At 40.7% G+C, this 25062-nt stretch carries 23 protein-coding genes and 1 pseudogene; 7 read left to right on the top strand and 17 right to left on the bottom strand.

Annotated features, from left to right (window positions below; genetic code table 11):
• Positions 1-461: 461 nt before the first annotated feature.
• Positions 462-929, bottom strand: a complete 468-nt coding sequence (locus tag FZC79_RS18495; RefSeq protein ID WP_252183388.1) for a redoxin domain-containing protein — start codon at positions 927-929, stop codon at positions 462-464.
• 617 nt (positions 930-1546) lie between these two features.
• The gene (locus FZC79_RS18485; protein WP_148948224.1) at positions 1547-3445 is read right to left on the bottom strand and encodes a bifunctional diguanylate cyclase/phosphodiesterase; all 1899 of its coding nucleotides are present in this window, start codon (positions 3443-3445) and stop codon (positions 1547-1549) included.
• 335 nt (positions 3446-3780) lie between these two features.
• On the opposite strand from FZC79_RS18485, the gene FZC79_RS18480 reads away from it, so the two are divergent.
• Positions 3781-4152 (top strand): VOC family protein, encoded by a 372-nt coding sequence (locus FZC79_RS18480; RefSeq protein WP_148948223.1) that lies wholly within the window; start codon positions 3781-3783, stop codon positions 4150-4152.
• Positions 4153-4270: 118 nt separating this feature from the next.
• On the opposite strand, the gene FZC79_RS18475 is transcribed toward FZC79_RS18480, so the two are convergent.
• Both FZC79_RS18475 and FZC79_RS18470 read right to left on the bottom strand, forming a co-directional pair.
• Positions 4271-4750 carry a hypothetical protein gene (locus FZC79_RS18475; RefSeq protein WP_148948222.1) on the bottom strand — a complete coding sequence of 160 codons (480 nt, stop codon included), beginning with the start codon at positions 4748-4750 and terminating at the stop codon, positions 4271-4273.
• A gap of 24 nt (positions 4751-4774) precedes the next feature.
• Positions 4775-5137 carry a DUF6054 family protein gene (locus FZC79_RS18470; RefSeq protein WP_148948221.1) on the bottom strand — a complete coding sequence of 121 codons (363 nt, stop codon included), beginning with the start codon at positions 5135-5137 and terminating at the stop codon, positions 4775-4777.
• A 203-nt stretch (positions 5138-5340) separates the two neighbouring features.
• Between FZC79_RS18470 and FZC79_RS18465 the strand changes: the two genes are divergently transcribed.
• Positions 5341-5778: a hypothetical protein gene (locus FZC79_RS18465; protein WP_148948220.1), complete on the top strand. Its 438-nt coding sequence runs from the start codon at positions 5341-5343 to the stop codon at positions 5776-5778.
• Positions 5779-6185: 407 nt separating this feature from the next.
• Here the strand turns inward: FZC79_RS18465 and FZC79_RS18460 are convergent, their stop codons facing one another.
• Positions 6186-7130 carry an alpha/beta hydrolase gene (locus FZC79_RS18460; protein WP_148948219.1) on the bottom strand — a complete coding sequence of 315 codons (945 nt, stop codon included), beginning with the start codon at positions 7128-7130 and terminating at the stop codon, positions 6186-6188.
• A gap of 17 nt (positions 7131-7147) precedes the next feature.
• Positions 7148-8674 (bottom strand): flavin-containing monooxygenase, encoded by a 1527-nt coding sequence (locus FZC79_RS18455; RefSeq protein WP_252183387.1) that lies wholly within the window; start codon positions 8672-8674, stop codon positions 7148-7150.
• Between the two features lie 251 nt (positions 8675-8925).
• Between FZC79_RS18455 and FZC79_RS18450 the strand changes: the two genes are divergently transcribed.
• Both FZC79_RS18450 and FZC79_RS18445 read left to right on the top strand, forming a co-directional pair.
• On the top strand, positions 8926-9831 hold the full coding sequence (locus tag FZC79_RS18450) for a LysR family transcriptional regulator (protein ID WP_148948217.1): 906 nt from the start codon (positions 8926-8928) through the stop codon (positions 9829-9831).
• 24 nt (positions 9832-9855) lie between these two features.
• Positions 9856-10785, top strand: a complete 930-nt coding sequence (locus tag FZC79_RS18445) for an alpha/beta hydrolase fold domain-containing protein (RefSeq protein ID WP_148948216.1) — start codon at positions 9856-9858, stop codon at positions 10783-10785.
• Positions 10786-11491: 706 nt separating this feature from the next.
• Here FZC79_RS18445 and FZC79_RS18440 read toward each other — a convergent pair.
• The 6 genes from FZC79_RS18440 to FZC79_RS18415 form a co-directional block, all read right to left on the bottom strand.
• Positions 11492-12193 (bottom strand): hypothetical protein, encoded by a 702-nt coding sequence (locus FZC79_RS18440; protein ID WP_148948215.1) that lies wholly within the window; start codon positions 12191-12193, stop codon positions 11492-11494.
• Positions 12194-12268: 75 nt separating this feature from the next.
• Positions 12269-13381: a DUF58 domain-containing protein gene (locus tag FZC79_RS18435; protein ID WP_148948214.1), complete on the bottom strand. Its 1113-nt coding sequence runs from the start codon at positions 13379-13381 to the stop codon at positions 12269-12271.
• The gene (locus tag FZC79_RS18430) at positions 13378-14301 is read right to left on the bottom strand and encodes an AAA family ATPase (protein WP_148948213.1); all 924 of its coding nucleotides are present in this window, start codon (positions 14299-14301) and stop codon (positions 13378-13380) included. Before FZC79_RS18430 ends, FZC79_RS18435 begins: the two co-directional genes overlap by 4 nt.
• 407 nt (positions 14302-14708) lie before the next feature.
• Complete coding sequence (locus tag FZC79_RS18425) at positions 14709-16121, bottom strand: bifunctional metallophosphatase/5'-nucleotidase (protein WP_148948212.1); 1413 nt, start codon at positions 16119-16121, stop codon at positions 14709-14711.
• A 14-nt stretch (positions 16122-16135) separates the two neighbouring features.
• Positions 16136-16792 carry a hypothetical protein gene (locus tag FZC79_RS18420; RefSeq protein ID WP_148948211.1) on the bottom strand — a complete coding sequence of 219 codons (657 nt, stop codon included), beginning with the start codon at positions 16790-16792 and terminating at the stop codon, positions 16136-16138.
• Positions 16793-17289: 497 nt separating this feature from the next.
• Positions 17290-18414, bottom strand: a complete 1125-nt coding sequence (locus FZC79_RS18415; protein ID WP_148948210.1) for a DUF418 domain-containing protein — start codon at positions 18412-18414, stop codon at positions 17290-17292.
• A gap of 371 nt (positions 18415-18785) precedes the next feature.
• On the opposite strand from FZC79_RS18415, the gene FZC79_RS18410 reads away from it, so the two are divergent.
• From FZC79_RS18410 to FZC79_RS18400, 3 genes are read left to right on the top strand one after another with little or no spacing between them, the layout of a single operon-like run.
• Positions 18786-19367, top strand: a complete 582-nt coding sequence (locus FZC79_RS18410) for a TetR/AcrR family transcriptional regulator (protein ID WP_148948209.1) — start codon at positions 18786-18788, stop codon at positions 19365-19367.
• A gap of 20 nt (positions 19368-19387) precedes the next feature.
• On the top strand, positions 19388-19729 hold the full coding sequence (locus FZC79_RS18405) for a DMT family transporter (protein WP_148948208.1): 342 nt from the start codon (positions 19388-19390) through the stop codon (positions 19727-19729).
• The gene (locus tag FZC79_RS18400; protein WP_148938203.1) at positions 19729-20043 is read left to right on the top strand and encodes a DMT family transporter; all 315 of its coding nucleotides are present in this window, start codon (positions 19729-19731) and stop codon (positions 20041-20043) included. The genes FZC79_RS18405 and FZC79_RS18400 overlap by 1 nt, the downstream gene beginning before the upstream one ends.
• 1138 nt (positions 20044-21181) lie before the next feature.
• Here the strand turns inward: FZC79_RS18400 and FZC79_RS18395 are convergent.
• The 5 genes and pseudogenes from FZC79_RS18395 to aceA all read right to left on the bottom strand — a co-directional run bounded on the left by FZC79_RS18395 (position 21182) and on the right by aceA (position 24934).
• Positions 21182-21697 carry a GNAT family N-acetyltransferase gene (locus FZC79_RS18395; protein WP_148948207.1) on the bottom strand — a complete coding sequence of 172 codons (516 nt, stop codon included), beginning with the start codon at positions 21695-21697 and terminating at the stop codon, positions 21182-21184.
• A gap of 166 nt (positions 21698-21863) precedes the next feature.
• Positions 21864-21974: pseudogene (locus FZC79_RS23660) on the bottom strand (IS1595 family transposase); the annotation flags it as partial.
• A gap of 90 nt (positions 21975-22064) precedes the next feature.
• Positions 22065-23324 carry a GntP family permease gene (locus FZC79_RS18390; RefSeq protein WP_148948233.1) on the bottom strand — a complete coding sequence of 420 codons (1260 nt, stop codon included), beginning with the start codon at positions 23322-23324 and terminating at the stop codon, positions 22065-22067.
• Between the two features lie 156 nt (positions 23325-23480).
• Positions 23481-23606 carry a protein YhfH gene (gene yhfH, locus FZC79_RS18385; RefSeq protein ID WP_148938205.1) on the bottom strand — a complete coding sequence of 42 codons (126 nt, stop codon included), beginning with the start codon at positions 23604-23606 and terminating at the stop codon, positions 23481-23483.
• Positions 23607-23644: 38 nt separating this feature from the next.
• The gene (gene aceA / locus FZC79_RS18380; protein WP_148948206.1) at positions 23645-24934 is read right to left on the bottom strand and encodes an isocitrate lyase; all 1290 of its coding nucleotides are present in this window, start codon (positions 24932-24934) and stop codon (positions 23645-23647) included.
• Positions 24935-25062: the final 128 nt, after the last annotated feature.

Below are 25062 nucleotides of genomic sequence, written 5' to 3'. Positions count from 1 at the left end.
TACTTTTAACAATTGCTTATAACATTCTAAAAACAAAAGAACCCTATCAGGAACTAGGCCCTGATTATTATCAGCAGAAAGAACAAAACAAAGACCAAAAAATAATTCAATATCTAAAGAAGAAAGGCTACAACATAGAATTGAGAGAAGATAAGTCTGCCTAATAATCAATAAGTAATAAATTAGCTAACAGATGATCCTTGGCCCCCAAAAAAATGAGAAGATGGAGGGCTTAGCTTAGTGTTGCCTTCTGGCCAAAGGAGTTTTCATACAAAGAGCCTTTCTTTAACACAATGGCTCTATTCTAAAAGAATGTTGCTATTGAATGCTATATTATCCTCCTCCTCCATTTACGTAAATTCATCACTCTTAAAACTAAACAGCCAAAATCTTCACGAATACAGCTATACAAAAAAGCTGAAGACCGTTTAATAGATCTTCAGCTTTCTACTTTAACCATCCTATTTCACCGATAACTTCCCGCATTCTTTCAGCAAGCCCTCGTATACCTTTTGATTTCTCGGATTAAAGTCCACATCTTTATAGACGATTTCACCCTTCTTATCGATTAGGAAACAAGAACGGATCGCCACTTCGTCTTTCTCATGGAACACTCCATACTTCTTCACTGTTTCTTTATGCCAGTCTGACAACAACGGATATGGCAGGGTTCCAAGGCTTGCCTCAAACACATTATGTGAAAAAATGTGATCGACGCCTATTGCCAGAATTTCTGTATCAGTATTCTCTATTTCCTCATAGTCCTCTTTCCAAGAGGATAATTCCGTAATTCAGCCAGGGGTGAAATTTAGCGGATAAAAGGCCAGAAGGACATTTTTCTTTCCTTCATAGTCCGATAAGGAAATCTTCTCTTTTCTAGTAGAAGAGAGTTTAAAATCGGGAGCTTTATCACCCACCTTAAGTTCCATGTGGTTTCCCTCCTTTATAGTACGGTTCATTATAGAAACCTTCTTACCATCAGTCTTCCCTGACTTAAGAATATAAAACTTTTTAATGTTTCTTAGACTCAAATATTGCATTTTAGTGCTCATTGAAGCTGCAGGAAATAGGAGTTAATCACATTACCTTTATATCAAAGCGGACTCACATCTGACATTAACGGAAAAAGGTTCCCTTATTTAGTAAGCAGCATCAAAATCAGCTTATATAAAGGAATAAATTTCTCTTATTGAACACTAAAAGCCCAAAATAGGTGTTTCTGCTCCTAATAAGGGAAATTCATTCCCTTATTTACATGAAATTCTTCATACATCTGTAATTAACGGAAAAGCATTCCCTTATTTTCGAACTATCATCGAAAATAGCTTAAGCAGATATAAATAAACTTCCCTTATTACACCTTTTTAAAAAGTTTAAATAGTCCTCAGTCTGGTTCCCTTATTACCACTATCTACTTTATAGAGCATTCTGCTATTTACCGAAGCTTCGGCCGTTTTCATTAATTTTCCGTCCGGCGAATCTTCACTAAAACAGCCTGGTGAGATGCTCCCTCCCCAGGCCAAAGCTGAGATCTCTGTATGGATCTTCAGCTTTTTAATAAGGTTCCTTCGGCGGAAGAAGAAACATATCTTTGCACAAAATCCTCATACGTTAACGGCTTGCTGAAATAAAACCCTTGTCCAATTTCGCAGTTCAGATCTTGCAGGAAACGAAGCTGCGACGCGTTTTCAATTCCTTCGGCAACTACTTCAAACTTCATGTTGTGCCCCATATAGACAATGGTTTTGACGATAGATTCTTCATCTTCTTTCGTGTTGATGCCGTGGATGAAAGATTTATCGATTTTTAACGTGTTGATTGGCAGATGTCTTAGGTAGTTCAAAGAGGAGTATCCTGTACCGAAATCATCGATGGCTACTTTGACGCCGATTTCCTGCAGGCACTCTAATACAAATTTGGCATTTTCGATATCCTGCATGATGCTTTCTGTTAGTTCTATTTCCAGATACTCCGGCTGCAGGCCTGTTTGCTGCAAGACGTGCAGCACTCGTGTGACAAACTTTTGATCTTTAAACTGGACAGGCGATATATTCACAGATACGGTCAATTCAGTGAGCCCTTCTTCCTGCCACTGTTTACATTGAGCTGCAGCTTCTTGCAGAATCCATTCTCCCATTTCTACGATAATGCCTAATTCTTCTGCAAGCGGTATAAACTCAACAGGAGATATTTCACCGAGTTCTGAGCTGCTCCATCTCATCAACGCTTCCATCCCTACCACTTTATCATCGGACAGCCTCACCTTTGGCTGATATTGAACATAGAATTCTTTATTCTCCAGTCCTCTTCTCATGCGGTTCTCCAGCTGAAGCTTTCGCCGGTTCACTTCATTAAGAGACGATTTAAAGAATTTATAATTATTTCTTCCGTTTTCCTTTGCGTGATACATGGCTGTATCCGCTGCCTGAATAATCTCTTCCATGCTCTTTCCGTCAAGGGGATACAATCCGATTCCGATGCTTGGCGAACTAAAAAACTCTAAACCTTTAATGATAAATGGTTCTCTGAATTCATGGATAATCTTCTTGCAAATCTCAATGGTTTCCTCTTTGTCGGCATTATCGAGGATGATGATAAATTCATCTCCTCCATACCGGATCAAGCTGTCTTTTCCATAAATACACTGTTTAAAGCGCTTAGAAACCTCGATCAATAATAAGTCCCCAAATTCATGGCCCTGTGTATCGTTGACGATTTTAAAACGGTCTAGATCAATAAAAAGAAGCGAAAAAGGAAGATTCTTCTCTTCCAGTTTTAAGTGATTCTTTAAATAAGTCCTATTGGGCAGCTCTGTCAAAGGATCATGATGGGCCAGATACTGAAACTTTTCCTTATACTTAATTTGTTCAGTAATCTCAATTACAACCCCAGTTACCTTATCTAACATTCCGATACGGCTGTAATAAGGGCTCCCTGTCATCTGGATCCACTTGACCTCTTTGTTAGGCAGAATAATCCGGAACTCTTTGGAAGTATCCAGCCCTATCGCCACATCTTCCATTAACTCTCCAACAATCGATAGATCTCTGGGATGAACAGCGCCAATCCACCTTTTCTCAGGATCATAGGAGAGGTAATTATGTTTGTATCCAAATAACTTACTTACTCCTTTAGAGAAGTAGAATTGCTTTGTATGTATATCATACGACCAAAGTGCAGCACTGGTATTATCGACAATTTGAGTATAGTGCTCCATTTTCTTGTTAATCTCATCATTCTGCTTATCCATTGATTTATATTTTATGGAAAAATAAATAATAGGAAAGACAAAGAGAACCGTGTCAAAAATCACATAGTAATAGGCTTGATTTCCGTAATAATGAAACGCTGCTACGGCAAACGATTTACAAAATGTGATAAGAACAATAAAAAAGAAAACGAGGTCACGTTCCAGCTTCCTCACTTTACTCTCATCCAGCATCATGGAGATCACCTCAGTTCTTTATGTATGGGCGTCTATTTTTCTGTTACATAACTCTCTAAAATTCATCGGGATTCACTCACTCATAGGAAATTTTTCCTATATCCATTAGAACACAAATATAAACAAGAAAATATTAAATTATTGTAAAAAAAAGAAGCAAAAGGACTAGAAGAATTAGCAGAAGTAAAATTGAAGAAAAAGTTCAATCTCAGGGTGCTCTTGGAACATTGAATGAACGATCTATTTTGTAAGAGTTTCCTTTTAAGAGATGTTAATTGTTGGGTTGTCCTCTATACTTATAGTGAAACTACTATTTCATTTAGGAGGCAACCGGCATGAAACTAGGAGCATTTTCAGTAAGTTTGACCGTAAAAGATATCCACGCATCTAAATCATTTTACGAGAAACTGGGGTTCACCGTTATAGGGGGCGAGCTTCAACACCATTATCTCATCATGAAAAATGAGAATTGTGTCATCGGTTTATTTCAGGGTATGTTTGATAAGAACATTCTTACCTTCAATCCTGGGTGGAATGGGAATGGAGAAAATCTTGAATCTTTTACAGATGTAAGGGAATTGCAGAAACAGCTGAAAGAAAAGGACGTTACCATTATAAAAGAGGTAGATGGTGGAGAAGAAGGGCCGGCATACTTTACGATTGAAGATCCGGATGGAAATCATATTTTGATTGACCAGCACCGTTGAGCAAACTTACATAAAAATTCAGCAAGTAAAAGAAGCTGGTGCTCCTATCAGCTTCTTTGATTGTATCTAATTTACAAGAAGGAAGGCTTGGCCATCCTGCTTCATTCACTTTTAGACTCTATGAATACCGCTTAATCGTTTCCTCTGCATAATAAATTAAACTAGAATAGCTGGAATTTCCTCTTAAGAATTGTTTTAGTATTGTCAGCGGATCAATCACAGTATCTCTCTTTTTAGAATAGAGGACCGTCTGTATTTCGTTCCTAACCACATAATTGGCAGAATGACGTTCAACCGAATCTGATTCATACCAGTAAAAATCCTGATTGATATCTCTTCTTATCACCTCTCCAATATAAGCACCCAGGCGAGTCACAAAGTTATCAAAATAGGTATTCAATAAATCGGTGTCATACTGCGACTTCATTAACCTCTCTGCATACTTGTCTATAATGCGGACACTCTCTACGCTGAAATCCAAATTTCTTTTAGTCAGGTTCTCTCTATCCCATGAATTTTTGGACACATCCTGATACATCAAGGCAGCAATCCCTTTTAAATCGTCTTTTTTCAATTTCCCACTCCGGAAACCAAACATAGTGATATTCTCCTTTTTCCAATCTCACGGTTCTTGTTTCATCTCAAGTATGTATGGATCTAATATTTTTCGCAAAGGTTTAATGAAGCTCTTCCCTGCCCACCAACCTATATCAAAGACCCCGTCTCCGTTGCCGGTAGAGATGCATTTCACTGTGGTGTCTCCTTCAAAATCACTGACAGTAACGGTTAATGTAGCGGTGCTGTTGTTACGGAAGAAATATTTTTCAAAAACCAGAATCGCAACCGCTTTGGCATCCTCGTCTTTCCCACTTGCTACCTTGTAGTCTTGAAAAGCCAGTTCCTCTTTATAATCAGGGTGGCTTAAGATTCTTGAAACGGCGTCAAATGGTTTTAGATCGACTGTAAATTCTAAATAGCTGCGCAATGTAATTCATCCTTTGTTTAGAAATATCGTATTCCTTAATATGATTTTTCAGGCTTTATAATTAATGGATTTTTCTGATCTCTTAGTTAGTATACGATTCAACCTCCCGCAAGGTTTCATTCATTTCGATTCGGCTACCTTTATTGACAAATTCTTACTTTTTGAAATAATAGGATTTAACCTATGGGGAAGGAGACTAATAGATGTCAAAAAAACTCACTTGGGGAATTGCTTTTATAATCAGCCTCGGTATTCTGCTCACCATATATGCCGCAATGAATTTTGAAATGCTAAGTTATGAGTGGAATGAAAAAGAGCAGCTCGTCTTACATGAAGGATTCGGAAATAGCATCACTGTTACGAATCACGATGTGACCATCGATTATGACAGTCTGGAGATTTTGGAGCAGCAGATGGGTGCCTTTAACAGGTGGATATTCATCGGCATCCTGCTTGCCTCTTTGTTCATTGCCACCTACTGGGGTCTGTTCAGTGATAAGTGGCGGAGAAATGAAAAGAAGAGGAAGAAATACATGCTGTGGACACTTTCCATAAATGGAATCACCATTGGGGCTGCAGTATTCATTGTTTTGCGTTACTATCACCAAATGAATGAGACCTATCATAATGTTTTGTTTTAAAACCAATCAGTATTTTTAATGTGCAGATTATTTCTATCAAAATCTTTAACTGATGAAAAATAAGGGAAGAAATTCCGCTTATTTAAAAATCAGCCCCAAAAAAGGCTAAAATAAGCGGAGAAATTTCCCTTATTTTCTTAAAAGTTACGAATTCCAGACACTTTACTGATCTTAAGCGGAAAAACTCCGCTTATATACCCCCTATTGAACTCTATTTTTCAGCTTAACCGGAGAATTTCCGCTTATTTTTATTGCAACCTATTACTCAATGAAGGCTTGTTCGTCTCTGACTGAGCGGATAAGTTATGAAGTGATGGTAAAGCCGGAATACCGGCATAGCCAGCAGAAAACTCTAAATAAAAAACTCCCTGCAGAAGTGATTCTGCCAGGGAGTTTGATTGTTCCTATTAGGCTTTCACATTAGAATCTTCCTTTAGAAATTCACCAATATAATCATAGACTTCCTGAATATCTTCTTTGGCATCCATCAGGCTGAAGAAGTTGAAGAATCCGTGTATCTGTCCTTCCTCTCTTCTTAGCTTGACAGGTACTCCCGCTTCCTTCAGCTTTTCTGCATAAGCTTCGCCTTCATCACGAAGTGGATCGAATTCGGCCGTGATGACCAGAGCAGGCGGCAGGCCGCTGAGATCGTCTGCATTCATGGGGGCTGCATGTGGATGAAGGTTCCATTCCTTATTTTGAACATAGAGTGTGCTGTAGAGTCCGATATGATCTGTCGTCAGGAAATACCCGCTTCCATTTTCTTTGTAGGATTCATATTTTTCCGGAGTATAAGAATCTGTAACAGGATAAATGAGGACCTGTTTTGAAATGGAAAGTCCCCCTTTGTCTTTAGCGAGCATGGATACAACTGTTGAAAGATTAGCACCCGCACTATCACCTGCTACTGATAAACGGGATGCATCCCCATTCAGTTCTTCGGCATTTTCATACACCCATTTGGCGGCCTCATAACAATCATTCACCGCAGCAGGAAATGGATTCTCCGGTGCTAGTCGATACTCCACCCCAACGACCACATGTTGAGAAGCATTAACGATTCCCCTGCAGAGAGCATCATGGCTTTCAAGGTCTCCATATACGAAGCCTCCTCCATGGAAAAAGACGACTAATGGAAACGGCCCCTCTCCTTCAGGCGTATAGATCCTTATAGGAAGTATACTCTCGGGACCTTGGATACTCCTGTTCTCTATTTTGTGCACAGGCTCTGCCGTTCCATAGCCCACACTTGCTCTTGAGCGGATATCCTCCAGTGTCGGTGTATAGCCTTCTGGATAAACAGGGAGCAGATTATCTAAAAAATATCTCATCTTCGGATTTAAAGCAGCCATCTTTTTCCCTCCAATATTTATTTACTTAAGGTTACTCCATGGTTGGCGGCAGGTTTGGGCTTTCCTTCTCTGCGTCCAATATAATCACTTCTTTTTAACTTGGAAGCTTTTTTGAGAAATGAGAATGTATAGCCGGGCCATAATGTGGAATTCCTGCCCGTTTGGTCAAGGTACCAGCTTTTACAGCCGCCGGATGTCCAGACCGTCCCTTCCATCAATTGGTCTGTTTCCCTAATAAAGCGTTCCTGGGCTTCGGCACTGGGTTCGATTGTTTTCAGATTCTTTCTATTTATATGTTTAAGCGCTTTCATAATATGCTCTACTTGCGCCTCTATCATAATGATAACCGATGAATGCCCCAGTCCCGTGTTAGGGCCTTGAAGAATGAATAAGTTAGGAAACCCGGAGACCGTTGTCCCCATATAAGCCTGGGGGCTGCCATTCCATTCTTCTTTCAGTGTATGGCCTTTCCTGCCGTATATGTTTTCGGAATACGGCATTTCCGAGACTTGAAAACCGGTGCCAAAAATGATGGTATCAACAGGTATTTCTCTGCCGGCAGAATCTCGCACAGCATTCTCGGTTACCTCCGCAATGCCTGATGTATTCACTTCTACATTAGATTGTGCTAATGCAGGATAGTAATTGTTGGATAGAAGGATCCGTTTACACCCTATTCGATAATCAGGAGTAAGCTTTTCCCGCAACTCAGGATCTTTAATTGCCTTATGCAAATGGTGTCTCGCAATGCTTTCCATTGTCTTCATCCATTTCGGATTCCTGAATGCGAGTACCCTTACCTCTCGCTGTGCATAAATTTTCAGTCTTGTTACCTTTTGGTGTAAAGATGATTTTTTAAGCTTCTGCTGCTCCTCCGTACTGATCGGTCCGTCCAGCCGCGGAACGACCCAAGGCGGAGTACGCTGGAAAACGTGGAGGTGTTCCGCGTCAGGCTGGATAGCCGGGATGAATTGAATAGCTGAAGCTCCCGTACCCACAACCGCAATTCGCTTTCCTGCTGGATTATAATTTTCCGGCCAAGCGGCTGAATGAAAAACCTCTCCTTTAAACTGCTGAAGTCCCTCCAGCTTAGGAATGGAAGGGTTGCTAAGCGCCCCGAAAGCTCCTACTACAAACTGGCTTGTAAAATCACCCTTACTTGTTCCAATGCTCCATTCCCCTTTTTGTTCATTCCATTCCATCCTCTTCACCTCGTGATGGAAGCGGATATGCTCCATCAACCCAAACTCTTTTGCGCAGTTTTGCAGGTAGGTATATATTTCAGGCTGAGGAGAAAAGACCCTGCTCCAGTTTGGATTAGGCGCAAAAGAAAAAGAGTACAGGTGAGATTCCACATCACAAGCACAGCCAGGATATCGATTATCACGCCAAACTCCTCCCACATCGCCCTCCCTCTCCAAGATAATGATATCCCGTTCTCCTTCCTGCCTTAAACGAACCGCTGCTGCAAGACCGGCAAAACCCGTTCCTACAATTACAAATCTGGCACTGTTTGCATTCTTTTGTCTGCCCTTCGATTCCAAGCAAGCATCTCCCTTCCTGTATAAAACTTTTGGTTTTGTTTCCATCTGCTTTAAAGGGAACTCTTACCTCTATTGTATTACGAATATTCTGATATTTAAATTTAATAAGATTTAATCTTCTTTAAAAAATATTTAACTTGTCTGCTTTAGATATTAATTATTGAATTTTCTAACTATTACTATCTATCTGCATGCCTTTTTTGGTAAAATTTATCTAAAGTCATTTATAATTTCTTTTAAGGTGTGTGAGAATGAATATAACTCAGCTGCAATATCTTTTAGATGTCGGAGAACTTGGCTCATTTACTGGAGCAGCAAAGAAAAATCTTATGACAGTGCCTGCTATCAGCATCTCCATCAGCCAATTGGAAACCGAACTGGGTGTTTCCCTATTTTCCCGTTCTAGAAAAGGTGTCATTCCAACGTTAGAAGGAAAGAAAGTCATACAGCACGCCGTTTCTATATTAAAATCAGTTGAAAAAATGAAAGATGAAATCTCAATTTTAAAAGAAACTGTATACGGCGATATCACCATTGCCACCATTCCTGGAATGGTCCCGAAGATCATTGATACAACACTGGAATTTCAAAAGAATTTTCCCCATGTGAATGTGCAAATGGCAGAAGCTCCCTCAAGCGATGTAATCATTGGGGTTAAAAAGGGACAGGCTGATATAGGTTTTCTCTCTGCAGCAGCGAGCAATCAAGACCCTGCCCTTACCTGGACATCAGTTATGAAGGATGAGGCAAGGCTGGTAATCAATAAAAATTCCCGATTAAGATTCTTTGAAAGTATAAATGGAGAAGAAATCAAGAATGAAACCTTTGTCCTTTATAACGATCCCCTGATAAAATCCATCGCGGAAAATCTTTTTTTAAAAGAGAATTCAAACCGGGTCGCCTTAACGACGAACAATGCAGAGGCCATTTACCAGATGGTGATCAAGAGTAACGCCATCACCATCGCAACAGAATATATCGTAGACTCTTTGCCTTTTCATATAAAAACTGAAATTATCACCATTCCTCTGAATAAAATTAATAGCATCCCTAATTTCTTGTGGAGAATTACCCGTAAGGATGAGGAGTTATCTGGAGTAATAGAGACGTTCACCCATCAGCTGTTAACGCAATTGCTTCCGAAAGATTCTCAATGAAATTTCTAATAAGGAGATAAGGATATGAATCTGTATACTTATGAAAAAAGACGTTCCATACAAAGTTATCTTTTTGAAAGATACTTAGGTTTGGCGATGAGAAACACCAAAAGAGGATATTCCACCATTGAAAATACCACAAGATTTGTAACCGAAACAGGTGAGGAAAACATCAAGCCTTACGCTATAGGCAAGGTTAAGCTGCACAGCGAAGTAAAGGATGAAATGCTTGAAAATATGAAGGTCTTCACGATAAATGATAGAGGTTCTTCGAAGCAGAAAGTAATTCTATATATCCATGGAGGCGCCTGGGTCAACCAGCCAGTCAGTTTTCATTGGAAGTTCATGGACAAAATGGCGCAGTCCCTAAATGCCAAAATTATTGCACCTATTTATCCTAAAGTCCCTCATTTTAACTACAGCCATACGTATCCCAAACTGTTGGAAATTTATCAAGACCAGCTGAGCAGTGTCGAGAACCCCCAGCAATTAACCATCATGGGTGATTCTTCAGGTGGAAATATCGCTCTTGGCCTTGCTCAGCTTTTAAAAGAGCATGATATTCCTCAACCAAAGGATATCATCCTCTTATCTGCATGCGTAGATATGTGCCTTGATAATCCTCAAATTGCCGACTATGAAAGAAAGGACCCCATGCTATCTGCAGGAGGAATGGAAGTCATCACGAAAAAGTGGGCAGCAGATAAAAATCTACAAGACCCTCTCATCAGCCCTATTTACGGAGACCTCAAAGGCCTGGCAAAGATTTCTCACTTTATCGGTACACACGAAGGCTTGTACCCGGATGCTCTCAAACTCGCTGAAAAGCTGACCAGCGAAGGAATTGAGCATAACACCTATGTTTATCCTAAAATGAATCACGTTTTTGTTGTGATGCCGGTTCCGGAAGCTAGAGATGCTCATCAAAAGATTATTCATATTATTAATAATTGACGGGGGCAAGGCAGCCGATTTCTATTAAAGTATGGTAGTAATCTTGGCTGGGTACCCATATCTTTAGTCCTTTGTGAGGGGGATATACGGAATTACGAGCTGCTTATGCCTATTTGCGAGCGGGATATACGGTTATACGAGCAGATTATTCATATTTACGAGCTGAATATACGATTATATAAGCGCATTATGCATAAATGAGAGCGGGTGCACATAATCTAATAGCCGGTGCTGGTACGGTGATTCTGCGGCCTCTATTCTTCATTAAATGAAATCGGCATCCCGGCCCTGTAATAAAAATGAGCTCAGTCTCAGTCTTAAGATAAGTAGCTCACTGTAGAGGTACAAAACAATAAATATCTATAACCTTCAGCATACGAATTAACACCATTATTCGTATGCTATTTTTAATTGATATTACAGCATTTCTTTTACTTTCAGTGTTTCCGCATCTCATTTCGTACACGTTTTCGTATAACTGAAATATATATTGTAGTCTTGTGAATTATGTAGTGAATTGGCTTGCGGAATGGCATAAAAAAAACCATAACGGATTTTATCCATTATAGTTAACTCATTCTTTGATAAGAGCTTCAACTTTGTAGCAAATTTACTGTTTAAAGAACGGCTTTTTTAACTAACGCCCCCCTTTAATTGAACACTGGTATACTTTTTTGGTATTCAACAACAGCAATATGTTTTTGTCTTATGTCAGCTCTTTGTAGACTAGTTTATATTCTTCGTTCGTATAAGACGCTTCTCCATACCTCACCTTTTCGTATATTGGAATGATATTCATGGGGCCCTTTATCCTTACGAACCACTCGTGAATCGTTTCGTCTTTTCTCTTCTTTTTGTTTGGACTTAGATTTGCCTGCCAATTTTGCACTAACATACGAATTTCATTTTTATCTGTTTCATCTAGAAATTCAGGGTTATCAGGAATTACTCCAGCTCTACCTTCATGGTCATCTAAACTATTTTTTTTATTTGCTGGACTTCTCAACTCATTCTTTATCATGTTCTTTCTTTTTTTAAGAAAACTGAAAAGAAGAACACTAACTAGTAAAATGGCTGTGATAGAAACAATAAGGGTTTTTTGGCTGGTCATAGAACTAGAGCTTCCTTTTAAGGCCTTTTCATCAAAATCCTCGATTTCTCCTTCAGCATTCTCAACAATCACTCCTTCTTCGTCTGTCTCATCGTTCTCAATAATTGTTTCACCTTTGCTTTTTCTTTTTTCACTTTCAGTAAAATTACCTAGCCAGGCTGTTTGTTGCTTTTCTTGCATTTCCCCATAGTAGGTTGTTATTTGGTTTGAACTAGTGTTAGCTAATGAGGCTAATAATGTAGCAACGGATATAGCGGCTAATATAAAGATTATAAGGAATCCCGACTTTATTTTCATGACATATACCCTCCCCTCGTCACTATAATTGTGGGATGACTACAAAATTGATTAGTCATCCCTTGTTACTCTTATTTATTGTTTAATCTGAAGCCATTTATCGATTTTCGTTGGTTCGGGGGATGAGCCTATGACCAACGCCAATGACTTTTTATCTTTCTTTGAAAAAGCTTGTCTGTAAAATTGTTCACTAGGTAAAAAGATGCCTCTTTCATTAATCATTGATAGAGCCATAATCATATTTTTGAGCTGAGAACGGTCTATATCATTTTCTATTCGCAATATTTCATTCTGCTTCGTACAATAATTGACTAACAACTCAATTTTGCAACCTTCCTTTATTAAATATAGACTCACCGCAGTAGCATATTCAATTAGGTCCTCCATATCCCTACGAAGGTGAAATTGTCCTTTACCAACTAAATTTAGGAGAATTGAATACTCACTTCCATTTACCTTTTGGTACTTTTTAGCCAATAATTTATTTTCCTTTGCAGAAGCCATCCAATGAATATGCCTGAAGCTTTCATTTTCATAATCTTTTGTACCCACGATGCTTGATTCATCCATAAAAAATGAATGATTAGTGTTTCTATATCCTTGAAGAACGGATTTAATTTTTAACTCATCGACCTTGATTATTCTCGGCATGACAGGAAAGGTTGGAAGAAATTCATTTGCATACCCTAACCTTAACGTTCTAAGGCGTATTGGGTCGGAAATAAGCATATTGAAATTTGTCCAATGATGATTCCCTCTGCTCTTCCCTTTTAAATGAAATTCGATAATATATCGTGATTTGGGTGGCAAAAAGAATGTTTTTGAATACATACTACTCTCTACATGGTCGTTTCCATCATTGATAAATACAATTTCTTTTTCACTGTTACTTTCCATAGCTATTTTGAAGTTATGAACAGGAAGAGAAGATTTGTTCTCGATTTCAATTATCCCTTTCACTGATTCATCCACACTGGAAATGTTGACGTATTTTTTAAATTCCCATGTTACCTTATTATGAAAATGCTTTAAAAAATAATGTGAGAGAACGGAAAAAGATATACAGAGTGCCAATAAAAATGTGAGTAGCCCAATTCCTGCCAAACTGCTAATAATGAATAAAACAATAATTAACACCAAGACACGTGGCTGAGCGAGAAAGCTCTTATCAACGTTTACACTGTTCATGACGCTTCAACAGGGGCAGAGGTTTTATCAAGAATCTCTTGTATGACATTCTCTTTGGTAGTTTTTACCTCACCTTCTACATTCAGTGATATTCGATGAGCTAGTAGCGGCTGAGCTAATTGCTTTACATCATCTGGAGTACAGAAACTTCTCCCGTACAAATACGCCCTGGATTGTATTGCTCTCATGTACGCTAATGAACCACGGGGACTAACACCAATATCAACATATTGATGCCTTCTCGTTTCAAGAATGATATCCATAAGATAATCCTCGATATCCTCAGAAACTATAACCTCTTTGACATCTTTTTTCAGGTCAAGAATATCCTCTATGGCAATAATACTATTAATACTTTCAAGAGGGTTAGATAGGCGAAACCTTTTCAACATTATTTTTTCTTTTTCTGGTGAAGGGTAACCTTGTTTGATGGTTAGTAGAAAGCGGTCAAGCTGAGCATCGGGTAGTGGAAAGGTGCCAATGGAGTCAAACGGATTCTGAGTAGCAATTACAATAAAAGGTTTTGGTAAGTGATACGTCACTCCACCTAAAGTGACACTCTTTTCTTCCATCAATTCAAGGAGTGCAGACTGCGTTCGGGGGACAGCCCGATTAATTTCGTCAATTAGCAAGACATTATTAAAGACTGGACCTCTTCTCACTTTAAATTCACTAGTTTTTACATCGAAGTATTCCTGACCGACTATATCCGATGGAAGTGTATCTGGCGTGAATTGTAGACGATTGAAGCTTCCATCAATACTTTTAGCGAAACATTTTGCCATTGTTGTCTTCCCAGTTCCAGGCACATCTTCCAACAACACATGACCATCACTCAGCAATGCAATAATCATTAATTCAATTTCTTTCTCTTTATCAATCATTACTTTCGATACATTTTCCTTAATCTTTTTTAACATCTAACTCCCCCTAAATTAGTTTTTAAATATTCAGATTTATAAATGTAAATTTATTCCTTATATTCCATTATACTTAAATTATAAAAGATTTCGATAATAACCCAATAAAATTTTTAGGAAATGGTGAGCTAAATGTGAAAAGGAATGTAAAGACTCCCCCGTGCATATAAGAACCTAAGCCAATAACGTCATCCGCTTGAATACTGCTTTTGTCAGCAGGATAATCTTTTGTATTCCATATTCTCCTAGTAAAACTGACAGTTTTGGTTGCACTTTACCTTACGAATTAGGTTGTAGATTAGAATGCGATTTCATATAAAAAAAGTAGTTCAATTAAGGGTACAAATCGTGTTGTGTACTCCAAAACTGAACTACTTAGTCTTTAGTGTTGGGCTCTTTTAATTAAATTACATTGTAACCGAACGATTTAAAAGGCTTTTCAAATACTCCAAAAATACATCCTTGACCATCTCATTTTTCCCAAGGTCTATCAATCTATTTTCTTTAACTGAGCTGTATCCGCACACTTCTTCATACAACATTGGAGATCCGGTTCCGATTGTGTAAAGTCTCTCTTCTTCAAGGTCCATGCCGTTTACTTTGATATTGCTGATGACACCGGCTGTATTTTCCCACGTCACACCTGAAAAAGCTAAGGTTCCGATCGGAATTCCGTGTGGGCGGAACCCATTCCCGTAAACTGGTTTTGATGTGATTTCATCCTTAAAACCATCCTCGATCAACCGAGAGATGTGTTTGCCCTGAAGTTCCATCAGCACCGGAGAATGCATGCTTTTGCAGGTATTCAGCACAGATCCTTTTGTCACATCGCCTGCTTCCATCCCCCCAACAGCTCCGCCGCCGTACATGATTCCGATTTCTGCATTCCATCGATTACGAAGGCTGTCCGCCATCAGTTGAATAACATCTGCGTGAGATAGCGGCTCACTTGTTGTGAACAGAACCTCAGAAAGAAATTGCTCCGTTTCCTTCCTGCCCGTTTCTAAGATGTATTCCATGGCAGGGTCAGGTTCAGAGTCAGGAGAAATCTCAACTAATTTTCCTTCATAAGAATTAATAGTGTGGCTGCCCTCGTTGTCGAAATTGATGCTTAAAGACAGTTCGCCAACATAGATTCCATGAGACCCAGCCTGTACGATGGGAACACCCGACTCGATTACGGGACTCTCCAACACAGTGTGAGAGTGCGCTCCGATGATGATATCCACACAACCGTTTATTTCTTTTGCCATCTCCTTATCCGCACCAAACCCAAGGTGAGATAGAAAGATGATCAAGTCTGCTCCATCTTCTTTTAAACGAGAGGCCGTTTTCTTTATAACATTCAGCGTGTCCAGGTTTTTGAAGCCGTGTTTGTTTTCATAGAGATCCTCAAACTGGTCGGTGGCTCCAAACAGTCCAATCCTAATTCCGTTCGCTGCTGTGACAATGAGGGATTCCTTCATACCGCCGATGAGGGACCCATTCCCTTCCACAAGGTTGGATAATAACCAAGGCACGCTGGACTGCAGGCTGAGTTTCCTGATCAACTCCGGCGTTGACCGCAGCAATTCATTATTGCCGACGGACATGGCATGATATCCTGTTTCCGCCAGCATGTCCAAATGCATTTTACCCTGAGTAGCCAGGCATTCATTGACACTCATGTCCATGTGATCGCCGCCGTCCACCAAGAGAAAGCTTTCCCCGTTGTCTTCCATTTTCCTTACTCGTTTTTTTATGTAAGCCGCCTGCCTGAGTGCTGCATCATAACTTGCGTGAAGATCATTCGTATGCAGAATGGTAAGTTTCTTATTCATATGTATTTCCCCCTTCAAACAGCCTGCAGATTAAATCTTTCGTTTAAAAGATACAGCACGACTTCAACCGTATTTTCGATAAACTCATCGACCTCAACAGCCGTTAGATAGATAAACTGATGATCCTCAGAGACTGAACTGGTTTGGTAAAAATCCGTGATGTTTTTGATTTGTGTAAGGGTTTGTCCTTCCGGGAAGATATCCAGATACTCCGGAAAATCAGTGATGTGCTGAAAATCTGTCCAAAATATATTATCTTTATGATCCTTCAAATACTGAAAATCCAATCCATACCAATCTTTTTTAACAAGGCGGGCGTAATCAGGACTATCCAATATTTCCTGATAAACCTTTTCCTTTTTCTTTCTGGCTAAAAGCTTAAGCCATTCTTCATCTGTCACCAAATGCAAATAATAACCTAGATAATAAGATAACTTTCTGGATAATGGTTGTAATTCACTAGAAAGATATTTTTGATAAAAGGAATTCGAATTTATTTTCCCATCAACCTTGAAATGAGTATGTTCTTTTGGTGGTGTCGGTCTTCCATCTTCACTAACAAGTCCGCAATCAGGACCGATATTTCCAACCAGGAATTCAATCTGTGAAACAGGCAGATTTCTTTTCAATAATTCTTCTGTAATCCTAAAATGTGTAACCCAAGTAGCCACTATATGTTCTCCCCTTTTTTGAGTCTCTAAAAGTAATTCTAAATGCCGGTATCAAATTCCTTTTTTTACAGGGAAATAGTGGATCATTGTTGACCTTGGGCTGAAGAGAACCTGGAAAATGCACCTGTTCGAGTGCACTGAGAATCTACCATAAAGAATTTTCATAACTAGTCGATGACAAGATGCTGATTCAAGGCAGTGACCGGAGGCGCTTAAGGATGAGGTTCAGGATGGTGGATAGTAAATAGAGGAAAAATGTTCCCTTATTTGCTAAAAGACATAGAAAAAAGCTTAAATAGCGGAACAAACTTCCCTTATTTAACTCCAAAAACTGAAAAAATCTGCTTTTATATTAAATAAGGGAAAAAGGTTCCTCTATTTACCGCAAAATTAGCTTAAATTTAAAAATAAGGGAAAAAAGTTCCCTTATTTTTATCACTGGACACTCAATCAAGGAACTAACAGGCGTCCGTCCCCTCATGAATAGAACCCTCCACCTATGAAGACATAGACTTCCTTCTCAAAAAAGACTCGAATGGCCCTCTCATGGATTTACCGGCTAATAAAGCGGCAAGAATGACGGAAAGAATCCAGACAAGCAGCGCAATAAGGTCACTTCCCAATTGGCCCAGGTGACCGCCAAGTCCTCCAGCATAAGGAGCCAGGATAAGGACAAACATAACGGACTGAAATAGGTAAAAGCTCAAGGATCGCTGCCCCAGGGCTGCAATGGCTGAAACGAAGCTTCCTTGCTTTCCTTCAAGCCTGACAACTGCCAATCCTATAAGCGCCGTCCACCCTGCTCCTCCTGCATACCCGGTTGTAATGTGCAAGATTTTTGCTGCTGCTACCGCTATTTCTCCATTACCACTCCAAAAAAGCGAGGATCTCAGGGCTATTGGAATGGCGCCGGCTATCGATAGAAGCAGACCAATCAGAGCAACTTTTCTCAGTGTTTTCTGATGATTTTCCGGGTTGTCCAGAAACCCGGCCCGCCCGAGCAGGATCCCAATCAGCACACCGGGAACATATTGATAGCTTAAGGAAGGAGTATAAAAAATCCACTCATATATGCGGATGAGTGAGGCCTCCAGAGGGTTTTCCATTACAGCTACACCGGCACCAGCCATATTCAGAGTCTCGTAGGCTCTTGGCATGAAAGGAGCAATGACCCCAACCACGATCAGCAGGATTGAGGTAACAACTACCATCTCTCGATTGGACAGACGAAGCAGCCGCCCGGCAAAAACAAGCGAAATAAATCCGTAAACACCAATGATATCCTCAAAAAATAGTGCCGCATGAAGAAAGCCGATGACCAGCATCCAACTCCCTCTTCGCATCAAAATTTTGTTCGTTTCTTTCCACGGCGCCCCTTTCATCTCCTGCCTGGTATATAACTTATGAAGTCCATACCCGAAAAGAATGGCAAATAACGGGAAGGCGCGGCTGTCAATGAACAGCTGCCTGAAAAAGACAGTTATCTGGTCGGTCACCGTGATTTCTCGGTCTGAGGAAAACAAAAATAGATTAGCATGAGCGAGAGCAATGAACAACAACATGAACCCCCGGGCAAGATCCGGGGTTAATTTTCTCTGAGCGACAGGAATTGTGTTGTTCATCCTCTAACCATCTTTTCTTTAAAAATAGTGAAAACGGACAAAAACCCTGCTTCCCCTATCGATCTTAAATTTTTATTCGCTAACTGATTGTAATTTTGTCTGACTTGCTCCTTCAACTCTTCATCACCCCTTAGAAGTCTCATCATGCTGGTGGCTGGTTCTCATTTCACTAGATTCCGGAGTGCAGACTCTTTTACACTGCCTGCTGAAGAAGATCCCAGCTGTTCGTTTCTTTTAGATATTATTTACCCTAAATTACTTATCTCCTATCACTCTTTTTGAGACAATGCACCAGTCCCTCCATTCCATTGTACATTTTGAGAATAAACCTGTTATACTATCCTTACGACCGTTCGGAAGGATGATAATGAATGACATCAGATCAGATAAAGAAAGCTGCTTTGAAATTTTTTGCTCTAAACGGCTATGAAGGTGCTTCCCTTTCTCATATTGCCAATGATGTAGGAATTAAAAAGCAGTCCATTTATACTCATTTCAGTGGAAAGGATGACCTTTTCCTTCAGATCTGCAGAGATGCTTTTGTATCTGAGCTCGCCAGCACTAAAGATTTCATTAGTAAAAGAAGCTCCCTCCCCGTAAAGGAAGTTTTATATGGCTTCTTGCTTCATTGTATTGAGAGGTTTGAAAGGCTGGATTCTGCCAAATTCATGGTCCGGATCTCATTTTTTCCTCCAGCCCACCTCAGTTCTGAAGTGCTGAAAGAGGTTTATCACTACTTGGACGAGCTGGAGTCTCTGTTTCTTCCTATTTTAGAAACCGCGGCTAGCAGAGGAGAAATCCTATCCAGCGTAGATGTTCCTAAAGCAGCAGCTGCTTTCTTAGGTGTGATGGACGCGGTAATTGTTGAAATGCTGTACGGCGGCCCTGTTCGATTACAAAAAAGATTGGATGCCTCCTGGTATCTCTACTGGAATGGAATTATGAATGATTAATCGAATGGAGAGTGTTTAGTGTGAATACAAGTTGGTTTCTCGTTATTGTTGCGGGTATCATAGAGGTTTTATGGGCAGTTGGGCTGAAGCATTCTGATGATTTCATATCATGGAGTGCCACCATTCTGCTTATCTATTTTTCGTTTGTGGTTTTAATAAAAGCTACTCAAAAATTGCCGGTTGCCACTGTCTATGCAGTCTTTACGGGAATCGGAACAGCGGGAACTGTGCTCGTTGAAATCCTGCTATTTGGTGAAGCCTTCAGCGGGACAAAATTATTCTTTATTCTCCTGCTGCTATTAGGTGTCATCGGCTTGAAACTCGTGACACCTCCATCCGACGAAAAGGAAGGTGGAGTTTAATGGCTTGGACTTATTTAATTTTAGCTGGTGCTTTTGAAGTCGTCGGTGTTACTGGAATAAATCTGGTTGTAAAAGAAAAAAGGTGGCAGTCGTATCTCGTATTATTTCTGGGATTTCTATTTAGTTTTGGGTTTTTGAGTTTGGCGATGAGAACTCTTCCTATGGGAATGTCCTACGCCATTTGGACAGGCATCGGCACTGTCGGAGGCGTGCTGGTTGGGATGTTGTTTTATGGAGAGCCCAAAGATTGGAAGCGGATCTTATTTATAGGAGTCATCATTAGTGCAGTGTTGGGGTTGAGATTGGCTTCTTAAGTGTTTCAAATGGGAGCTGCCAACAAGGGTGCTCCCATTTTCTTGATGGCCTTGATAGCCGTTCATGATAGGATAATACCGGGGTGCATGGTCACTGCTTTGAACGAACTCATCTCAAATAAGCGGAATTTTTCCGGCTAAGCGCGCCCGCTTGGTTACTTTTTCCCTTGATTTGTGTGGAGTTTGGGCACCAAGGCGTCCGCTTGGTTACCTTTTCCTTTGATTTGTGTGGAGTTTGGGCACCAAGGCGTCCGCTTGGTTACCTTTTCCCTTGATTTGTGTGGAGTTTGGGCACCTAGACACATGCTTGGCGCCTTTTTCTCTTAAAGTCTGGTGTGTACGGGCTCCTAGGCGTCCGCTTGGTTACCTTTCCCTGTGATTTGTGTGGAGTTTGGGCACCTAGACACATGCTTGGCGCCCTTTTCTCTTAAAGTCTGGTGAGTACGGGCTCCAAGGCGTCCGCTTGGTTACCTTTCCCTGTGATTTGTGTGGAGTTTGGGCACCTAGACACAATGCTTAGCACCCTTTTCTCTTAAAGTCTAGTGAGTACGGCCACCAAGACAACCGCTTGGTTACCTTTTCCCTTGATTTGTGTGGAGTTTGGGCACCTAGACACATGCTTGGCGCCTTTTTCTCTTAAAGTCTGGTGAGTACGGGCTCCAAGGCACCCGCTTGGTTACCTTTTCACTTGATCTCTGTGGAGTTTGGGCACCTAGGCGTCCGCTTGGTTACTTTTTCCCTTGATTTGTGTGGAGTTTGGGCAGCTAAGCGTTCGCTTGGTTACCTTTTCCTTTGATTTGTGTGGAGTTTGGGCACCAAGGCGCCCGCTTGGTTACCTTTTCCTTTGATTTAAGTGGAGTTTGGGCACCTGGGCGTCCGCTTGATGCCCTTTTCCTTATATTCTTGTTAGTTTGGGCATTGATTAGACAGCGATTTTGGGTAAATAAGCGGAATTTCTCCCCCTATTGCTCAAAATTTTTTACAGGAAAAAACTTGATAGTGATAAACCGATGCGTTTATCGTAAATTCTGGTGTCGCAGTCTCAAAATAGATAAAGTCAGCCATAATGGAATCACTGTTAGCTCAATTTCAAACAGTATATGGTTTGATCATGGAAACCTTTTTCAATTTCACCTGCTCATTTTGTTCGCTCTGCAGAATACAGAAGAAATTCCATATCTATTTTCCTAAAACTCTTAGTATCTTTATCAATAATATTCATACCGTTTCGAACAGCAACTTTTTGAGCGGCTATATTTGTGTCCCTAATAATAGAGTAAACCCTATCTGCATTAAGAACTGAAAAAGCGTATTCCTTGCAAGCAACTGCCGCTTCTGTTGCATAACCCCTGTGCCAATACTCTTTTTGAAACAAAAATCCTATTTCCAAAACTTCATTTTCTCTCCAGCCTTGCATCGTCAAGCCGCATTGACCAATCATTTCGTTTGTTTCTTTTAATTCAACAGCCCATAGTCCAAAACCAAGTTCTTCATATCTTGTAAGATGTCTGTTAAGCCAATTTTGAGCTTCTTCTAAGTTGAATGCACTTTCATAAGCACCACGCATTACTTCCTCATCACACAATATTCTGCACAATGCATCATAATCGGACTGCACCATTTCTCTAATTATAAGACGTTTTGTTTCTATCAAAAATCTCCCGCCTTTCTATTGCATCAATAACCTTTAAAATTCCTTGTCCTGCCCCGTCAGCTTAGCAAGACATGTATAAGCAGAAAGCCGAAGTTTGATATTCGTTCCGGTTACAGTAAACAAGCAGATTTCACCAACATATTCTTCTTATTGAATGAGGTTTTCTGCGCTCTGGAACCGCCACATCCTTGGTTCGTAATTGCAAAAAGAAAATAAGCTCTCGCTTACCGTTACCGGCCGAGGTATCAGCAAGCCTCTTTAGTTCCTTTAAATCCATGGGTAAATCAACTAGGAATCGTGATATTACCCTTTTTTCAAAATATTAGTTCCTATAAATTATATCTATAACAAAGTTTAGCATAACCTTTTAGAAGAACCCCCCAAATACCAATGTCGAGGCAATCACCATAGCTACAGCAATAATCAATTCATAAGGCAGTGCTCTCAGCCGTTCTTTCATCTCCATAAAAAGAGACTCCCGAGATATATGAAAAAGAGGTCCATGAGGCAGGAAGTCAAAGCCGACAGCTGCTGCATTGATCATGGCTGCGCCAGCCAGGGCCGTTACCCCATTTTCGAGCAGGATTTCTGCAAAGACTCCGCTTGAAATAGCCGCTGACGATGTGGCAGATGCGGTCGCCATGGACATGAATGCCCCTGAAAAAGGAGCGATGAAAGATACTGGCAAGTGGAAAAAATTCAATCCGCTCAAAATCATGTCATTCAGCGAAGAGTGAACGATGATTCCCGCTAAAGTACCTGTTCCTAGAATGACAATGGCTATGCCGGACATTTTATGAAGGCCGCTGGATATATGAAGTTTGAACTCGCCCACCTTCCCCATGACAAGCAATCCGAAGAAACCTCCGGCAGGCAGTGCCACCAAAGAATCGATTTTGATCCCTGCTATTGGCTGCAGTGAAAGCAGGAGAATCGTAAATAAGGGACCGGAAATCGCACCCAGGAATGAAGGTTCTTTCTTACTTGTGATTTTCTCTGTTTCCATCTCAGTAACCATTAATCCCTTGTTACTGAGTTTTTTGGCAATAAGATATGTAAGCCCTGCACCAACCGCCGCCGGCACGAGCCCTGCAGCCATAACGCTGGTCAAAGGAAGTGAAAAGCCATCTGCTGCTGCAATTGTACTGGGATTCGGAGCGATGGCATTTCCCGCTCTACCGCCGCATATAACCGCAATCAGCACACTGATCCTGGATACGCCGGTTCTTTTAGCAATCATAAGAGCGATAGGTGCTACTGTCAGTATGGCCGCCGCTATGAACACCCCTACGGCCGTTAAAATTAATGATGAGAGCGTTATGGCCAGCAGGGCTTTCGTTTCTCCCAGCTTGCTGACGATTGTAGCAGCAATCACATTGGCTGCACCGGATTCTACTAAGACACCTATTAAGACACCTGCCGCCAAAATGCGCAGTACAGCCGGCGTTAATAACTGTGCTCCGCCTATCATGTATTCTACTGTTGTTGAAAGATCCAGCCCGCCAATGATTCCGCCTGCACAGGCGCCTGCCATCATCGCATAGGCAGGATTGATTCTTCTGAAGATCAGGATGACCGTGAAAGCCATCGCGAGGAGCACTCCCCATATACTCACCTGTAATTCGATTGAACTCACCGCCTTAGTCGATAACTTCCAAAGTTTGTTAATAAATTCAACACAAAGAGCCGCTTTTCCTTCTAAAATAAAAATAGGACAAGGTATCATCCCTTGTCCCGGTTGGAAATCATTCCTGCTTATCTTTCAACAGCAGAGTTCACTTCATCATTGTTCTGTATTTCTCAAGCATTTTTCACACTGATTAAAGTAAGCGAATTGAGAATCATCGATCATTCTTCCGCAATCACAGCATTCTTTTACCCCTTTTGTTGCAGCGTTCACTCTTTTCATTTTCCATCCTCCTGTTCGTTTTATTTTTTAATATAAATTCAGCTTTGAAATTGTGCCGTTTCGGTTGAACCTTTCAGCGCTGTTGTAGAGGATGTTCCTCCAGTGATCACCTGTGTCACTTCATCAAAATAACCCGTTCCAACTTCTCTCTGGTGCCTTGTAGCGGTGTACCCATTTTTTTCAGCGGAAAACTCTGCCTGCTGAAGTTCGGAATATGCTCCCATTCCTCGTGTTTTATATCCTCGTGCCAGTTCAAACATTCCATAGTTGAGTGAGTGGAAGCCGGCAAGGGTTACGAATTGAAATTTATAGCCCATTTTACTGAGTTCGACTTGGTATGTTTCGATGGTTTCTTTATCAAGATTCGCTTCCCAATTGAAGGATGGTGAACAGTTATAAGCCAGCAGCTTTCCAGGGAATTTTTCATGAATGGCATCTGCAAATGTTTTCGCTTCTTCCAGGCTCGGTTTAGATGTTTCACACCAGATCAAGTCAGCATAAGGGGCATAAGCCAGACCTCGCGCAATGGCCTGGTCAATCCCTGCCTTTGTGCGGTAAAATCCTTCTGGTGTTCTCTCCCCTGTAATAAATTCAGCGTCTACCGGATCGATATCGCTTGTAATCAGGTCGGCGGCATCAGCATCGGTACGTGCGACCAGTACGGTCGGAACTCCGGAGACATCAGCAGCGAGACGGGCGGAAATGAGGTTTTTGACGGCTGTCTGGGTTGGCAGTAATACTTTCCCTCCTAAATGCCCGCATTTTTTCTCTGATGCCAATTGGTCTTCAAAGTGAACGCCGGATGCTCCTGCTTCAATCATGCTTTTCATCAATTCAAAGACATTTAACTGACCGCCGAATCCCGCTTCCGCATCAGCTACAATCGGCGCGAAATAATCGATATCCCCTTCGCCTTCCATGTGTTGAATTTGATCGGCACGTGTTAAAGAATTATTAATGCGTTTGACTACCTGAGGAACCGAATTCACTGGATACAAGCTTTGATCCGGATACATCTGCCCTGCCACGTTGGCGTCAGCAGCAACCTGCCAGCCGCTGAGATAAATAGCTTTTAAGCCGGCCTTTACCTGCTGAACAGCCTGCCCCCCGGTTAAAGCCCCTAGAGCATTCACGAAAGGTTCTTCATTAATCAGTTTCCATAGTTTTTCTGCACCGGTTTGAGCCAGTGTATGCTCCACCTTTAAAGATCCTCTCAGCCGTAAAACATCCTCTGGTGAATACGGGCGCTCAACCCCTTCCCATCTAGGATTTAATTCCCAATCTTCTCTCATTCCAAGTGCTTCATTTTGAACCGATTCTTTATTCATTCTCCTGCCTCCAACTCTTTGTTTTTTCACTGTATTAATACAGTTATAGTTTAATTGATTTTATTATATAACACTATTTTCTGTATTACAACAGTTAATATTAAAAAATTCAGAATATATTTTAGTGA

The organism is Rossellomorea vietnamensis, assembly GCF_008180615.1.
In the GTDB taxonomy this organism is placed as follows: Bacteria; Bacillota; Bacilli; order Bacillales; family Bacillaceae_B; genus Rossellomorea; species Rossellomorea vietnamensis_D.
This window is presented reverse-complemented; position numbering and strand designations above follow the sequence as displayed.

Excerpts from the sequence above, each read along its gene's own strand:
- FZC79_RS18400 (WP_148938203.1), top strand. The coding sequence starts at position 19,729 with ATGGCTTGGACTTATTTAATTTTAGCTGGTGCTTTTGAAGTCGTCGGT.
- FZC79_RS18415 (WP_148948210.1), bottom strand. The coding sequence starts at position 18,414 with ATGAACAACACAATTCCTGTCGCTCAGAGAAAATTAACCCCGGATCTT.
- FZC79_RS18435 (WP_148948214.1), bottom strand. The coding sequence starts at position 13,381 with ATGAACAGTGTAAACGTTGATAAGAGCTTTCTCGCTCAGCCACGTGTC.
- FZC79_RS18425 (WP_148948212.1), bottom strand. The coding sequence starts at position 16,121 with ATGAATAAGAAACTTACCATTCTGCATACGAATGATCTTCACGCAAGT.
- FZC79_RS18465 (WP_148948220.1), top strand. The coding sequence starts at position 5,341 with ATGTCAAAAAAACTCACTTGGGGAATTGCTTTTATAATCAGCCTCGGT.
- FZC79_RS18440 (WP_148948215.1), bottom strand. The coding sequence starts at position 12,193 with ATGAAAATAAAGTCGGGATTCCTTATAATCTTTATATTAGCCGCTATA.
- FZC79_RS18475 (WP_148948222.1), bottom strand. The coding sequence starts at position 4,750 with ATGTTTGGTTTCCGGAGTGGGAAATTGAAAAAAGACGATTTAAAAGGG.
- aceA (WP_148948206.1), bottom strand. The coding sequence starts at position 24,934 with ATGAATAAAGAATCGGTTCAAAATGAAGCACTTGGAATGAGAGAAGAT.
- FZC79_RS18460 (WP_148948219.1), bottom strand. The coding sequence starts at position 7,130 with ATGGCTGCTTTAAATCCGAAGATGAGATATTTTTTAGATAATCTGCTC.
- yhfH (WP_148938205.1), bottom strand. The coding sequence starts at position 23,606 with ATGAAAAGAGTGAACGCTGCAACAAAAGGGGTAAAAGAATGCTGTGAT.
- FZC79_RS18445 (WP_148948216.1), top strand. The coding sequence starts at position 9,856 with ATGAATCTGTATACTTATGAAAAAAGACGTTCCATACAAAGTTATCTT.
- FZC79_RS18410 (WP_148948209.1), top strand. The coding sequence starts at position 18,786 with ATGACATCAGATCAGATAAAGAAAGCTGCTTTGAAATTTTTTGCTCTA.
- FZC79_RS18480 (WP_148948223.1), top strand. The coding sequence starts at position 3,781 with ATGAAACTAGGAGCATTTTCAGTAAGTTTGACCGTAAAAGATATCCAC.
- FZC79_RS18450 (WP_148948217.1), top strand. The coding sequence starts at position 8,926 with ATGAATATAACTCAGCTGCAATATCTTTTAGATGTCGGAGAACTTGGC.
- FZC79_RS18430 (WP_148948213.1), bottom strand. The coding sequence starts at position 14,301 with ATGTTAAAAAAGATTAAGGAAAATGTATCGAAAGTAATGATTGATAAA.
- FZC79_RS18485 (WP_148948224.1), bottom strand. The coding sequence starts at position 3,445 with ATGATGCTGGATGAGAGTAAAGTGAGGAAGCTGGAACGTGACCTCGTT.